Origin of the sequence: Pseudobdellovibrio sp. HCB154 (assembly GCF_046267985.1) — a bacterium.
Lineage (GTDB): Bacteria > Bdellovibrionota > Bdellovibrionia > Bdellovibrionales > Bdellovibrionaceae > Pseudobdellovibrio.
The window spans coordinates 2760787-2775324 of record NZ_CP176530.1 but is presented as its reverse complement, the minus strand read 5'-3'; the positions used below and the strand labels follow the sequence as shown (position 1 = coordinate 2775324).

Annotated in this window: 7 protein-coding genes; 6 read left to right on the top strand and 1 reads right to left on the bottom strand. The window is 43.6% G+C overall.

Annotation, left to right across the window (positions count from 1 at the left end; genetic code table 11):
* Positions 1-175: 175 nt before the first annotated feature.
* From ACKWCF_RS13370 to ACKWCF_RS13345, 6 genes are all read left to right on the top strand, one after another.
* Positions 176-4201 carry a beta strand repeat-containing protein gene (locus tag ACKWCF_RS13370; protein ID WP_409478097.1) on the top strand — a complete coding sequence of 1342 codons (4026 nt, stop codon included), beginning with the start codon at positions 176-178 and terminating at the stop codon, positions 4199-4201.
* A 17-nt stretch (positions 4202-4218) separates the two neighbouring features.
* Entirely contained in the window at positions 4219-9393 is a 5175-nt protein-coding gene (locus ACKWCF_RS13365; RefSeq protein ID WP_409478096.1) for a kelch repeat-containing protein, read from the top strand.
* A gap of 123 nt (positions 9394-9516) precedes the next feature.
* On the top strand, positions 9517-10878 hold the full coding sequence (locus ACKWCF_RS13360) for a hypothetical protein (RefSeq protein ID WP_409478095.1): 1362 nt from the start codon (positions 9517-9519) through the stop codon (positions 10876-10878).
* A gap of 16 nt (positions 10879-10894) precedes the next feature.
* Positions 10895-12010: a metallophosphoesterase gene (locus ACKWCF_RS13355; protein ID WP_409478094.1), complete on the top strand. Its 1116-nt coding sequence runs from the start codon at positions 10895-10897 to the stop codon at positions 12008-12010.
* Between the two features lie 134 nt (positions 12011-12144).
* Entirely contained in the window at positions 12145-13068 is a 924-nt protein-coding gene (locus ACKWCF_RS13350) for a diguanylate cyclase (RefSeq protein ID WP_409478093.1), read from the top strand.
* Between the two features lie 13 nt (positions 13069-13081).
* The gene (locus tag ACKWCF_RS13345) at positions 13082-13765 is read left to right on the top strand and encodes a PilZ domain-containing protein (RefSeq protein ID WP_409478092.1); all 684 of its coding nucleotides are present in this window, start codon (positions 13082-13084) and stop codon (positions 13763-13765) included.
* 2 nt (positions 13766-13767) lie between these two features.
* Here the strand turns inward: ACKWCF_RS13345 and ACKWCF_RS13340 are convergent, their stop codons facing one another.
* Positions 13768-14538 carry a hypothetical protein gene (locus ACKWCF_RS13340; protein ID WP_409478091.1) on the bottom strand — a complete coding sequence of 257 codons (771 nt, stop codon included), beginning with the start codon at positions 14536-14538 and terminating at the stop codon, positions 13768-13770.

The following is a 14538-nucleotide window of genomic DNA, read 5'->3' as shown; positions in this document are numbered from 1 at the left end:
CAACAAAATCAATCATTGTTTTGTTAAACATTTGCTCCGGCAATGTGGAGCGAAAATCCCCAGTACAAACCTTTTTGGAGCAGTTAGTAGCACTTTATCTGTTATGAATTAGTGCCTTTATACCGATAAATTGTTTATGAACTTCCTCCGGTACGTCGGTCAAATTTTTATGCTTATGGCATTCACGCATTTTGCGTGGGCTACGCCACAAGTAACAACGTACCAAGCCAGAATCATAAAGCCTGATGGTTATCCGCTAGAAGCTAACAGTGTAAATTTCAAATTCACAATCTTAAATCCTACAGGAAATTGTATTTTGTATTCTGAAACTTACTCTTCCGTGAGTATGGCAGGTACCGGTGGATTAATGTCATTTCCGCTGGGTTCGGGAATTACTGTTTACCCGACAAGCGGTACAACATTTGCCGATGTTTTTGATAACTCGGTCGCAAGTTTAACATGTGATGCCGGTGGTCCGGGAAATTATAGTCCTGGTTCTTCTGATATCAGAAAAATTGTGATGCAGTTTAATGACGGCAATGGCTGGCAAACATTACCAGCGATGAACATTAACGCCGTACCTTACGCGATTTACGCAAATGATGCGATGAAGTTAGGTGGGGTTAGTGCAACGTCTTTTGTTCAGTATAGCACGCTCCCTACATGTACCGCTTCAGAGTCGTTGAGTTACAACGGCGCAAGTTTTAGTTGTGTGGCGGCGGGCGCGGCACCAACCAACGTAACATCGAGCACAGTCATCACGGCTTTAGGTTATACACCAGCTGATGGGGCGAGCGTAACAGCACTTTCTTCTTCATTAAGCTCGACGAATGCCAACGTTTCTGCTGTTTCATCAACGCTATCAAATGTAAGTGCGTATGCCTCCGCGGTTAGTTCAACTTTGTATTCGGTTTCTTCGACAGTTTCGACTCTCGAAAATTCAGTTTCAAGTTTGCAAAGTACAGTCGCCTCAAATAGTGCGGCTATTGCTACGCTACAAAGTGATTTATCTGCTGTGTCTGCAACATTGAATAATAGTTTAGTTAAGACAAATAATTTATCTGACTTAACTAACGTTACAACAGCACGCGCCAATTTGGGTCTAGGTACTTTTGCAACAGCTAACAGTCTTGATTTAGGTTCAGCCAGCGCAACAGGTACAATCGCAGATGCCAGATTAGCCAATCAAAATGGTGTCGTTTCTGGTACACAGTACACTAAAGTAACAGTTGATGGTAAAGGCCGTGTGACATCAGGATCTCAGCTGTCATCAGCCGATGTAACAACGGCTTTAGGTTTTACTCCGGCCTCGGCAAGTGCCGCTACCCAGTGGACTACTTCAGGAACGACAATCAATTATATGAGTGGCTATGTAGGTATCGGAACAGTTACCCCAATGACTAAATTGGATGTTGATGGTGGTGTGCGCATCAGTATGGAGTCAGCAACGTGTGCTGTAAGTTATGCGGGTACTTTACGTTATAATGCAGGTAGCGTTGAATTCTGTAATGGCACAACATGGGCGGCATTCGGTGTTTCATCATCCGGTTTAACATCTTTAAACGGTTCAACTTCGCAAACACAAACTTTTGCCAATGGCAGTGTGGGCAATGCCCCTACGTTTAATACTTCAAATGGAATTCATACTTTAAATATTCCATTAGCTTCTGCAGCGGGCTCGGTGACAGCTGGTTTAATTTCAAATGCTGATTATGTAAATTTCAGCAATAAAGCAAGCAGTGCAGCTGTTGCCGCGTTACAAAGTGATTTATCAGTCGTATCTGCAACAGCGGGCAATGCCTTAGTTAAATCAAATAATTTAAGTGATCTGACTTCAAGTGAAACTGCAAGAAACAATTTAGGTTTAGGTACATTTGCAACAGCTAACAGCCTTGATCTGGGGTCGGCAAGCGCCACAGGAACTTTAGCGGTTGCAAGACTTCCGTCATTCAGTGGTGATGCAACTTCAACATCAGGTTCGAATGTATTAACATTGGTTGACAGCGGTGTAACTGCTGCAACGTACACCAAAGTCACCGTGGACAGCAAGGGTCGCGTCACCTCAGGTGCACAACTATCGGCAAATGATGTGACAACAGCTCTAGGTTATACACCGCAAGCCAGTGGCGTGATTTCATCACAGTGGACGACCTCAGGCACGACAATTAATTATGCCGCTGGCAATGTCGGTATCGGGACGAGTGCTCCAGCCTATACATTAGATGTAAGTGGTGTCGTCAACGTGAAAGAGTTAAAAATTAACGGTGTTGGTTTTTCTCCGGCAATGCAGTGGAGTGTTAATGGAAACTCGGGCACTTCCGCAACTACGAATTTTATTGGAACCACGGATAATGTTGATTTAGTTTTTAAGCGTAACAACACTCAGGCCGGGGTAATTGGATTGTCGCGAACAGCGTTTGGATTAAATGCTTTATCTCCAGCATCTACAGGTTCGTATAATGCAGCTTTCGGTAATGGTGTTTTACGTAATAATACTACAGGATATCAAAATACAGGTGTCGGTGACGGCGCGCTTGAAGCGAATACGACGGGAGCGTCAAACGCGGCATTTGGTATATATGCTTTAGATTCTAATACGGGCGGTAATTACAATGTCGGTGTTGGCCAGTCGGCGTTGAGTAGCAATACGTCGGGTTCATTTAATACAGCAGTTGGTACTGACGCTTTAGTATTTAGTACAACAGCCGCGTATAATACTGCGTTAGGTTTCGATGCTTTATTTAGTAATACTACGGGCAGTATGAATACTGCCGTCGGTTATCAAGCAGGCTATAATCCAACAGTTTCGTTACAGACAAATTCTAATTCAGTGTTTTTAGGAGCAAGTGCCACAACATCAGTTAACGGATTAACAAATGTAATAGCGATCGGCTACCAAGCGCGGGCAACGCAAAGTCATCAAGTCGTTCTAGGTAACAATTCAATCACTCAAACATTATTACGCGGCAACGTCGGTATCGGCACGGAAACCCCAGTTACAAAGTTAGATGTGAGCGGTGGTGTTCGCATTAGCATGGAATCAGCAACCTGTGCAGTAAGCTACGCGGGAACTTTACGCTACAATGCTGGAAATGTAGAATTTTGTAATGGTACAACCTGGGCAGCGTTTGGTGTTGCAACAGCAGGTGTAACTTCACTCAATGGTTCAACTTCACAAACCCAAACTTTTGCAAATGGTGTAGCGGGCAATGCGCCTGCATTTACTACGGCCAATGGCGTGCACACCTTAAATATTCCGTTAGCATCAGCTACAGGTTCAGTGACGGCCGGGTTAATTTCTAATGCTGATTATGTGAATTTCAGTAACAAGATTACGTCATCAGCGGCGGCGATTGCGCAAGTGTTGGGGTATACTCCGGCTTCGGCGACAGCACTTGGAAATTATTTAGTTAAAGCAAATAACTTATCAGATTTAACTTCGAGCGCGACGGCGCGAACAAATTTAGGGCTTGGCGCTTTTGCAACGATGAGTTCACTTGATTTAGGATCAGTGAGTGCAACAGGTACTTTAGCAGTGGCAAGATTGCCAGCATTTGCAGGCGACGTTTCTTCAACCGCAGGAAGTAATTCTTTAACGGTAGCGGGCTTACGCGGAATTTCAGTTTCAACAACGACGCCGGTGAGTGGGCAAATTTTAACTTATAACGGTTCAACATGGGCTCCAGCCGCAGCAGGAAATTCTTCGCAGTGGACAACATCAGGCACAGCGATCAGTTATTCAACAGGGAATGTGGGAATCGGCACCTCTTCACCAGCCACCACATTAGATGTGAATGGGGCTGCGACCTTCAGGCAAGCTTACTTTGAAAAAGTCGGAGCGCTTGGAACGTTGGCTTGTGGCGCTACAAATATTACCGGTTATTCAACAAATCTTTACACATTAACAGCGTGTTCTTCAGGAACAACGATTTTAAATATTCCAACAGTTACCGGATGGCCATCAGGCAGTATGTCGTGGACAGTCACTTTCTTTGTAACAGCTCAAACGGCCAGTACATTTAATGTTCGTTACAACAACGCAACTACGAATGTTTTCTGGGATAAAAATTCAACAGGTGGTGCTGGCGGAGCCAACTACTCGGGCTTTTTGATCAACGATGCCACCACAAATGTTTTTACATGTACGGTGTTAAACACTGGCTCAGTGGCTATGTACTGTGGAGTTTCAGCCCAATACTAAGAAAAAGGAATTTCATCATGATGTCGCATAACCACAAACGAAAATTATATCTCGCCTTTACGGTGGTGATTTTATTTTTGTTACCGTCGGCTTATGCGTTTCGTAACATGATGAACGGAAAAAGATTTTTATCGATGTGGACATGGATGGGCGGGTCTTCTGCTCCAAATGCCACAGGAAATTATGGCAATCAAGGTTCATCAGCACCAACACCACCAACTCCAGGGTCGCGCATGAACTCTTGTAGTTGGACAGATTCTGCAGGCAACAAATGGTTCTTCGGTGGCTACACAATCATGGGTCCTAATTCTTATAATGATTTGTGGAAGTATGATCCTGTAGCGAATGAATGGACTTGGATGGCGGGTTCAAGTTTACCAAACTCGACTGCAAGTTACGGTGTACAAGGTGTACCTACAGCGACAAATTATCCTGGCGCACGCCAAGGTTGCGTCAGTTGGATTGATGCCAGTGATAACCTTTGGTTATTGGGTGGTTACAACGGAACAAGTTATTACAACGATTTATGGAAATATAATTTAAGCACAAATCAATGGACTTGGGTCACTGGTTCAAGCTCGGTCAATCAACCCGGAACTTACGGAACACAAGGTGTAGCAGCGGCTGCGAACACACCAGGTGGGCGTGGAAATGGACAGGGCTGGAAAGACGCTGCTGGAAATTTTTATTTGTTCGGAGGCCTTGGTCCATCGAATGCATATTATAATGATTTGTGGAAATTTAATATCAGCACTAATCAATGGGCGTGGATTTCCGGATCAAACACCGGCGGAATTGTTAACGGTGTTTATGGCGCCAAAGGATCATCGGCTCCCGTGCCGCCATTTCCGGGCGCACGCTCAAATGCTACCTCTTGTACCGATGCAGCCACGGGCAATCAGTGGTTCTTCGGTGGAATCAATAGCGGCTATTATTACAATGATTTGTGGAAGTATAATCCAAGTTCAGATCAATGGACGTGGATGTCGGGTTCAGGTCTGAGTGGCTTTGGCGTGGGAGTGCATGGAACCAAAGGTGTGGCTGCAGCTGCGAATTTACCTGGTCCCCGAACTGCGTCTTCGTGCTGGACAGATCTATCAGGAAATTTTTGGCTCTTTGGAGGAGTGAGTGCGGGCTCACCGCAACTGAATGACTTATGGAAATTTGATATAAGCACCAATCTATGGACGTGGATGGCTGGATCAAACACGATTAATCAGCCAGCCACCTACGGTACACAAGGTGTCGCTGCTGCGGCAAATACTCCGGGCTGCAGATACAGTTCGGCAACATGGACTGATGGCAGTGGAAATCTTTGGTTATTTGGTGGCTTTAATTTAAATGATCTTTGGAAATTCGATATTTCCGCTAATCAGTGGATGTGGGTTTCAGGAACTCCTTCAAATACAGCGACTAACTCAGTGTATGGAACTCAAGGCTCTTCAGCATTAGCACCTCCGGCTCTGGGAAGTCGTTACAATACAGCGACTTGGACTGACTCAAGCGGTGAACAATGGTTCTTCGGCGGTTATGCGAATGGTTACTGGAATGATTTATGGAAATATAATTCCACATCCAATCAATGGACCTGGGTCAATGGCCCAACGACAACAGGTGGTGCCGCAAGCTATGGAACGAAAGGAACTCCGGCGGTTTCAAATATTCCGGGTGCGCGCCAAGGCTCTGCAACGTGGTCTGATTCAAGCGGAAACCTGTGGTTGTTCGGTGGTTTAACCGGCAGTTATATGAACGATCTGTGGAAGTACGATCGAACAACTAATCAGTGGACTTGGATGACAGGATCAAACACGGCTGGAGCCACCGGCGTGTACGGCACGCAAGGTGTGGCTTCATCAACGACTACTCCCGGAGCAAGAACGAATGCTTTTGGTTGGACCGATGCTAGCGGTAATTTTTGGTTATTTGGCGGGACTAATGGTTCTAATTATTTTAACGATCTCTGGAAATATGATGTAGGCGCAAATCAATGGACGTGGATGACCGGTTCAAGTTCAACCGGATCTGCAGGATATTACGGTACAAAAGGAACTCCAACTGTTTCAACAACTCCGGGGGCGCGAGCAGGTGTTGCCGGTGCAAAAGATGTTAGTGGTACTCTGTGGTTGTTTGGCGGATATAGCCCAAGTAACTATAATGATTTATGGAAGTTTAATACGACGACAAATCAGTGGACGTGGGTTTCGGGGCCTAGTACAGCCAATCAAGGAGCGACCTACGGCACACAAGGTGTTGCAGCCGGCGCCAATATTCCTGGTTCACGAACTTCTTCAAGTATGTCCATAGATTCAAACAACGTTGTCTGGTTGTTTGGCGGCTCTAATTCTGCGAGTCGTTACAACGATTTATGGAAGTATGATATTGGCACAAATCAATGGACATGGATGTTAGGTTCAAATGGAGTTAATCAAATCGGAACTTACGGTACACAAGGTGTTGCCGGTGTTTCAAATACTCCAGGAGCCCGAAATAATATGGTCACTTGGGTAGATAGCAGCAATAAACTTTGGCTCTTTGGTGGAAATGGTCACACAAATTCCGCGACTTACGGAAATTTAAGTGATCTGTGGAGGTATGATCCCATATCGAATCAGTGGACTTGGATTTCTGGCGGAAACATTCTTGATGTGGTTAATGTCAACGGCACTAAGGGTTCGACAGTGGGAGTTCCACCATTTCCTGGATCTCGTTACCAAACAGCGTTCTGGAAAGATAGCAGCGGAAATTTTTGGTTGTTCGGTGGAAATGGTTATTCGAGCACAAACGCTTCTGGAAATTTAAATGATTTATGGAAATATGATCCTACTTCTGGTGAGTGGGCTTGGATGTCCGGTGGAATTTCAATCAGTGCGTACGGCACTTACGGAACAAAAGGAGTTGCGGCCGCAGCAAATACTCCGGGCGCGCGAACAGGAAGTGTTGGGTTTCAAGATACTAGCGGAAAGTTTTGGGTTTTCGGTGGTAATGGTTACGGCGGAAGCGGTAGTTCAGGTTATCTGAATGATTTATGGAAATTTGATTCAACATCGAATCAATGGACGTGGACCGCAGGAGTGAGTTCAACAAATGCACTGGGTATTTATGGCGCTAAAGGTGTGGGCTCATCAGCAAATTCGCCCGGCGCTCGCAACGTATCAGCACGTTGGAGTGATGGCTCGGGTAATCTTTGGTTACTGGGTGGTAATGGTTATCCGATCAGTGGAAGCTTAGGCGCACTAAATGATTTGTGGAAATTTAATCCAACGGCTGGTGAATGGACTTGGGTCTCTGGTTCCTCAGCCACGGGAGCCAACAGTGTTTTCGGAACGAAAGGTTCAGCCGCAGGAGTTTCACCATTTCCGGGTTCAAGATATTCCAGCGCGAGTTGGACAGACGCGAACGGAATATTTTGGTTGCACGGCGGATACGGTAACGGTGAATTCGAAATAGCAGGTATCGGAAATTTAAATGATTTATGGAAGTATGATTCTGTAGCTGCGCAGTGGACGTGGATCTCAGGTTCAAACACTATTACACAAGCCGGTGTGTATGGTACACAAGGAACTCCAGCCGCTTCAAATGTTCCGGGCGCACGCCAATCTGCTGTGGGCTGGGCTGATGCCAGCAACAATCTGTATTTATTCGGCGGACAAAACGGCAGCAGACTTAATGATCTTTGGAAATACGATCAAAGTACAAATCAGTGGACGTGGATGACCGGTTCAAATACGGGGAATCAATTAGGAGTTTACGGTACGCAAGGTGTGGCCGCTGCTGCAAATACACCGGGTTCTCGCTACAGCTCTGTGACTTGGTCGGCTTCGGCTAATTATTTTTGGATTTTCGGTGGTTATGATAACGCAGGAAACGCGAGTGATTTATGGAAGTACGATCCGGGTACAAATCAATGGACCTGGGTCTCTGGCGCAAACACGGTGAACGGGGTTGGTGCCTATGGTAAGCAAGGTTCAACAGCTTTAGTTCCACCAATGCCTATGGCCCGAAGTAATGCAGCTTCTTGGAAAGATGCCAGCGGAAATTTTTGGTTATTCGGTGGAGCAAATCTTTTAGGAAACTATAATGATCTTTGGAAATATAATCCAACATCAGATCAATGGACTTGGATTTCAGGATCAAGTGGACCAACTAATTATGGAGTTTACGGAACAAAAGGTGTAACTGCCCCAACAAACATGCCTGGATCGCGCTACAGTCCGTTGACTTGGGTCGATGCCAGCGGAAATTTTTGGTTGTTGGGTGGTTATGGTCAAAGCACAGCTAGCACTGGGTTTTTAAATGATTTATGGAAGTACGATCCTGCGACCAATCAATGGACGTGGATGACAGGATCAGCAGGACAAAATGTTTTCGGCACTTATGGTACGCAAGGTGTGGCTTCGTCGACGACAACACCAGGCTCACGCAGTAGCGGCGTGGGCTTTAAAGATGCCAGCGGAAATCTTTTTGTCTTCGGCGGAAACGGTTATTCTAGCGGTTCATCTGGCTTTTTAAATGATTTATGGAAGTATGATATCAGCACCAACCAGTGGACATGGACAGCTGGAGCGAGTGGAACAAGCCAAGCCGGAAATTATGGAACACAAGGTGTTACCGCGCCGACAAATTATCCGGGAGCGCGTTATAACTCTGTAGGTTTGACGGATTCGAGCGGAAATTTTTGGTTGTTCGGTGGAAATGGCCACCCTGCCATTGTGGGGAGTGGTTATCTGTATGATCTTTGGAAGTACAACCCAGCGACTGGTCAATGGACATGGATGAAAGGTCCAAATACGACAAGCAATTACGGTACTTACGGCGCTCTTGGAAGAGAAGGTGCAAATTTTAGACCCGGCGGAAGAGACAGAGCCACAGGGTGGATCGATGCGAATGATAATATTTGGATTTTCGGCGGTTGGGGTTATGCAGAAGCCTCTTATCAGAACTTAGCTGATCTGTGGAAATATAATCCAACCACAAATCAGTGGGCTTGGATGAGTGGATCAAATGTGACAAATACGAACGGCGTCTACGGTACATTACAAACGCCATCTGTGTTAAATGCACCAGGCAGCCGACAAACGGCCGTCGGTTGGTATGGCTCAGACGGAAATCTTTGGTTGTTTGGCGGTACTGGTTATAGTGGTAGCGGTTCGACGGGTAATCTGAACGATCTCTGGAAATACCGACTAAAGTAAGCGTCTCAGACTGAAACATTCGCGAGCGTTTTTTTGCGAATGAATATTTTGATACAACAAGCATTCAGTTTCCCGCTCTAAAGTCCGATAAATACTTAGGTAATTTAGTGGGTTAGGGCGATTATGGCAAAAGACCAAAAACCGAAATCAGAAAAAGCGCAAACAGCGGATGATATTTTATCTTCGTTAATGGAAGATTTGAAGGACGTCGACAAGGCGACCTCGGACGACGCATTTGCAAATGATTTAGGTTTAGATCCTGAGCTTTTCAAAAATATTTCTGCGCCCGAATCAGAAGATGAAAACATCATTCAGCTAGAAGATGTTTCTTCATCGGGATTACTTGCTCCAGAAGAATTTAATATTGATGTTGATGATTCAGAACAACCAGACGGAATGGTAAGTTCTGATGATGTATTTGCGGTGACTGAAGACGTAAAAGATCCGTTAGCGCAATTTAATCTTTCTCCAGAAGATTCTTCTGCCGCAGAGCCTGTTGTTGCAAAAGAAGAACCAAGTTTATTTGACAACCCGTCAAGTGAACCTGTGATTTCTGCAGCCGAAGTTGTTCCACAGCCACCGGCAAATATTCCAAGTGGCGAGCCAAGTTTATTTGGATCTTCTGATCCAGAGCCTGTGCCAGTACCTTCAAGCAATAATTTTGCAGCTCTTGGTATTGATGAAAAAACAGCGGCCACAGAAATTCAAAGTGAAAACCCAGAATTATTAAAAAACTTTGCTGATATCGATAACGGTGACGGTGAAAAAACTGTAGCAGTTGCCGGTTTCTCGCAACGTGCTCCTGAAGATTACGGTGATAAAGTTAAAGTGTCTGTCGGACAAATGCGCGGCAATGCGTTTTCAAGCGGCTATGCGGCTTGGGGGTCATCAGATTCTAATTTAGCACAAGCCGAAAATTTACGTATCGCGCAAGATAAAATTTTAGATTTAGAACGCGAAAATGAAAAACTTCGTTCACAAAACGAAGAGTTGATTGCTGCTTCTGAGATCGTAAAAGAGCGTGCGGATTTATTAACATCACAGTTACATGAGTTTAAAGCTGACCGCGATTCATTAGAGCGTTCATTCAAAGATGAGACTCAGATCTTAAAAAGTCAGATGACGCGTAAAGATGCTGAGATCGTAAAAGCTCAAATGAAAATCGAAGAGCTTGAATCAAGAATGAAATTTGATTTAAAAAAGATCCGTGTCCGCGAACGCGAACTAGAAAATCGTCTAGAGTTAATCCGTGCCGAGAAGAATGCGCTGGTTAAGACTAAAGACGAACAAATTCTGGATGTTCGCCGTAAAATGGACCAAGTTCAGCTCGAAGTTGAAAGCTACCGTCAAAAATGTGTAGAATTAAATAAGGTCATTGACACAAATCAAGAGTCGTTCAAACGTACGACTCGTGCATTACGTTTAGCAATGGCTAACTTAGAGTTACAAGAAGAAAATAAACCACCACTGAAAAAAGTAGATTAAGCATAAGAAAAAAACCATGGCAGCAACGATCACGGACGACGTTAAAAGACCAGCAAAGAAGATCAAATTAGTGATCAGTGATTTGCATTTGGGTAAAGGCCGTCTTTTAGAAGATGGTGGTCTTAACTCGCTCGAAGAATTCTATTACGCCGATAAGCTTGTCGAATTTTTTCAATTCTATTCTTCTGGGGCCTACCGTGATTACGAAGTTGAAGTGATCGTTAACGGTGATTTTTTAAATTTCTTACAAGTCGATTACAAAGGCCATTTTTTAACAGCGATCACAGAGACAATTGCTCTTGAAGTTTTAAAGAAAATTATCCAGGCACACTCGCAGGTTTTCAAAGCGATGGGCGAATTTTTAGCGCAACCTTTTAGACAAATCACTTACGTGATCGGTAATCACGATCAAGGCATGATGTTTCAAGCGTGCCGTGATTATTTAGATCAGTACGTCGGTAAACCTTTGCAATATAAAAGCATTATTTATTTTGTCGACGGTATTCATATCGAACACGGGCATATGCACGAAGCGGCCAACAGAATGGACCCACGTAAGTTTTTTATTAAACAGGGTGTACCAGAACCAATTTTAAACTTGCCGTTTGGCTCACACTTTTTTGTCGAGTTGGTTTTAAAAATCAAAGAACGTTATCCGCATGTTGATAAAATTCGTCCGTTCGGGGCGATGATTCGTTGGGCGTTGTTTAATGAAACCGCGGTGATGTTTAAATCAGTCGGCTTATTATCAAGATATATCTATCAAATTTTATTTTCAGCTGACCCTCGTTATAAATGGCCCTTAAAAAAATTATTAAAAATCTTTTTAGAAAGTGCCATTTTTCCAGATTTAAGTCTGGCTGCTAAACGTATTTTAGCTGATGAACGTGTGCATTCGGTGGTTTTTGGCCACACTCATGTTTATGAATACCGTAAATGGGGAACCAGAAAAGAATATTTTAACACGGGAACTTGGACAGAGTTAACATCGTTAGATGTAACTTCATTAGGCCGTATTACCAAATTAACTTATGTTCTTTTTGAATATACTGAAACTGATGCACGTCCACATGGTCGTCTGAAAGAGTGGAAGGGTTTCCACCGTATTGAAGAAGACGTTGCAGTTTCATAGGCGGCGAGCCAAATTTGTATCATAATTTTTGAATTTTGTTTGTTACAAAAAACGCATCGCCCTTAGGTCTAGGCTAAGATTGATCATGATAATTTTATCAATCATACTGTTTTGAGTAAAAGGTGAAATAAACAATGTCGAAGCACAACGAACAACAAGAAGCAACGGTGATGGGAGCGCTGAGCGACACTTTTAAAGGTGCGCTTAAACAAGCGGATGATGCTCCTCCGGCACTTGTTTGTCTTGTGGGTCCGACAGAAGCTGTTGGTAAACAATGGCTTATCACTAAACCGGATATGACAATCGGTCGTTCTCCGGATTGCGACATCTATATTGCCGATGCTTCATTAAGCCGTTCACATGCGAAAATCATGTTAGCCGGGTTTGAAGTTGTGATCATGGATATGAATTCAACGAATAAAACTTCGGTGAATGACCAAATGGCTGTTCCGATGGTGCAAAAGAAATTACAAAACAGCGACAGAATCAAAGCTGGTAATGTGATTTTTAAATTCTTAGAAAAAGGCAGTATCGAAATTATCGCCAACCAAAAAACTTTAGAAAAAGCGCAAAAAGATGCTCTAACAGGTGCTTACTCTAAAGGGGCGTTATTAGAAAAAGCTCCGGAAGTGATTCAAAGAGCTAAAAACTTAGGTGAGCCTTTGTCTGTTATTACTTTTGATATCGATTTCTTTAAAAAGATCAACGATGGTTTCGGCCATCCGGGTGGTGACTACGTCTTACGTGAGTTAGGAAAACTTATGCAAGCTCGTTTAGTTCGCGCTAATGATTATTTTGCCCGTTTCGGTGGTGAAGAGTTCGTAACGTTATTACAAGCAACGAATATTAAAACTGCCGGTGAAGTGGCTGAGCGCGTTCGTCAAACTGTCGAAGCGCATGAGTTTATTTTTGAGGGTCGTAAAGTTCCCGTAACAATTTCTATCGGTGTTTCGCAATTCAATAGCACTGACACTTGGGAAACTGTGTATGACCGTGCTGATAAAGCTTTATACCAAAGTAAACAAAACGGCCGTAACAAGGTTACTGTCGCCAGCTAATATATAAAGGCGCATGAATAATTTTTTTGAAAAACTTCCTAAATCTGAAATCGAAGTAATTTTTAAGAAAAATATTTTCGAAAAATGCCAGATTACAATTGATGGCCGCACGAATGATATCGTTCCGGTCAACCTGACATCTTCAGAAGTTGAAAGATTTGCGAAACTTTATATTCTGCCGTTAGAAGTGCATGAACTTAAAGATAAGCTTTGTGCCTTCAGCTTTCGTGTAGGAACACGCGTTTTCTTTTTTAAATCTAAGATTCTTCAGGATGGCAAAGGTTTCTACGTAGCTACTAATAACTTAGAGATGTTAGAGCTTCGTCGCCGCCGTCACGTGCGCTTTGAAGTGCCGGATAATTTTCCGCATGAGTGCCACGTTGTAACTTCATTAAATAGAAATGCCCGTGTTGAAGCTAAACTGATTAACTTCTCCGAATCGGGTGCAAAGATGACCGTAGCTGCAGATCTTGTGCTTTTTCAAAAAGGCAGTGGCGTCATCATTTCACTTAAAGTGGGTAAGCGGGCTGTGTTCTTAGTTGGCAGTGTGATCCGCTTTGTCAGCCGTAAACCCAAAGAAAGCCCTGAATTGGGTGTTGAGTTCGTGAACTTAACTGAAATCAAAAAAAGCCGTATCTTAAACGTGTGCGAAGATTTAACTCGTTTAATCGTTCAATCAAATCGTAAGCGCCGCTAAAATTATTTAAATTCAGCTAAGTCCGCCGTTGTGCCCGGAAAGTAACTTACAAAGCGGGTAAGCAGCTTATTTTTAAGAACATGGTTGGTGTTTAATCTTAAACTTTCGCGCATATACGGAAGCACATCTTCATTTTTAGCGTTTGTATTTTTTAGCATGATCAGCGCTGTTGTTAGATTTAAGGCATCAGCGCTCCAGTTGCCATCTTGATCAAAGCTTGCGTGACGTGAAAGTTCGCTGCCAAAGAATTTAATCTTTTCGTCTTTGTTTAGACTCATCATATTCACAAGATTAATTAATTGGCCGCGTTCAAACGCCTCAGCAGCCGAAAGATTTTTAGTGACCTTTTCGATATGCGAAAAATTGATAGCCGCATTTTCATTAATTTTACTAAAGGCATAATTTAAAACTTCGCCATAGCCAGGCGAAGAATCTAAAACTTTTCCCAGACAAACCCAAACGGCGATATCTTCACCGTTTGGTGTGTCTTTAAAAAGTTCTTGGGTTCTGGCTAAAGATTTTTGCACCGACTGATCCAGCATTAAATTTTTTAAATAATGATCGTTTTTATAACGGCGGTCATTTAACTCGTCAGGAGTCATCGTCACATCGTCATACTTTGCCGTAGCGTTAACGGCGGGTTCTTTTTTTGCTGTCGAAGACTGATCTGTGACATTCGAGACGTTAGCCACCTTATCACTTGATGTAAATTTATCTTTTTGCCAGTAAATCACAGCCGCGATCACTGCAATAGCCAGTAATTTGTATTTCAT

What these genes read in the sequence shown, in the direction of transcription:
- ACKWCF_RS13370 (WP_409478097.1), top strand. Translation starts at nt 176, where the DNA reads ATGGCATTCACGCATTTTGCGTGGGCTACGCCACAAGTAACAACGTAC.
- ACKWCF_RS13365 (WP_409478096.1), top strand. Translation starts at nt 4,219, where the DNA reads ATGATGTCGCATAACCACAAACGAAAATTATATCTCGCCTTTACGGTG.
- ACKWCF_RS13360 (WP_409478095.1), top strand. Translation starts at nt 9,517, where the DNA reads ATGGCAAAAGACCAAAAACCGAAATCAGAAAAAGCGCAAACAGCGGAT.
- ACKWCF_RS13355 (WP_409478094.1), top strand. Translation starts at nt 10,895, where the DNA reads ATGGCAGCAACGATCACGGACGACGTTAAAAGACCAGCAAAGAAGATC.
- ACKWCF_RS13350 (WP_409478093.1), top strand. Translation starts at nt 12,145, where the DNA reads ATGTCGAAGCACAACGAACAACAAGAAGCAACGGTGATGGGAGCGCTG.
- ACKWCF_RS13345 (WP_409478092.1), top strand. Translation starts at nt 13,082, where the DNA reads ATGAATAATTTTTTTGAAAAACTTCCTAAATCTGAAATCGAAGTAATT.
- ACKWCF_RS13340 (WP_409478091.1), bottom strand. Translation starts at nt 14,538, where the DNA reads ATGAAATACAAATTACTGGCTATTGCAGTGATCGCGGCTGTGATTTAC.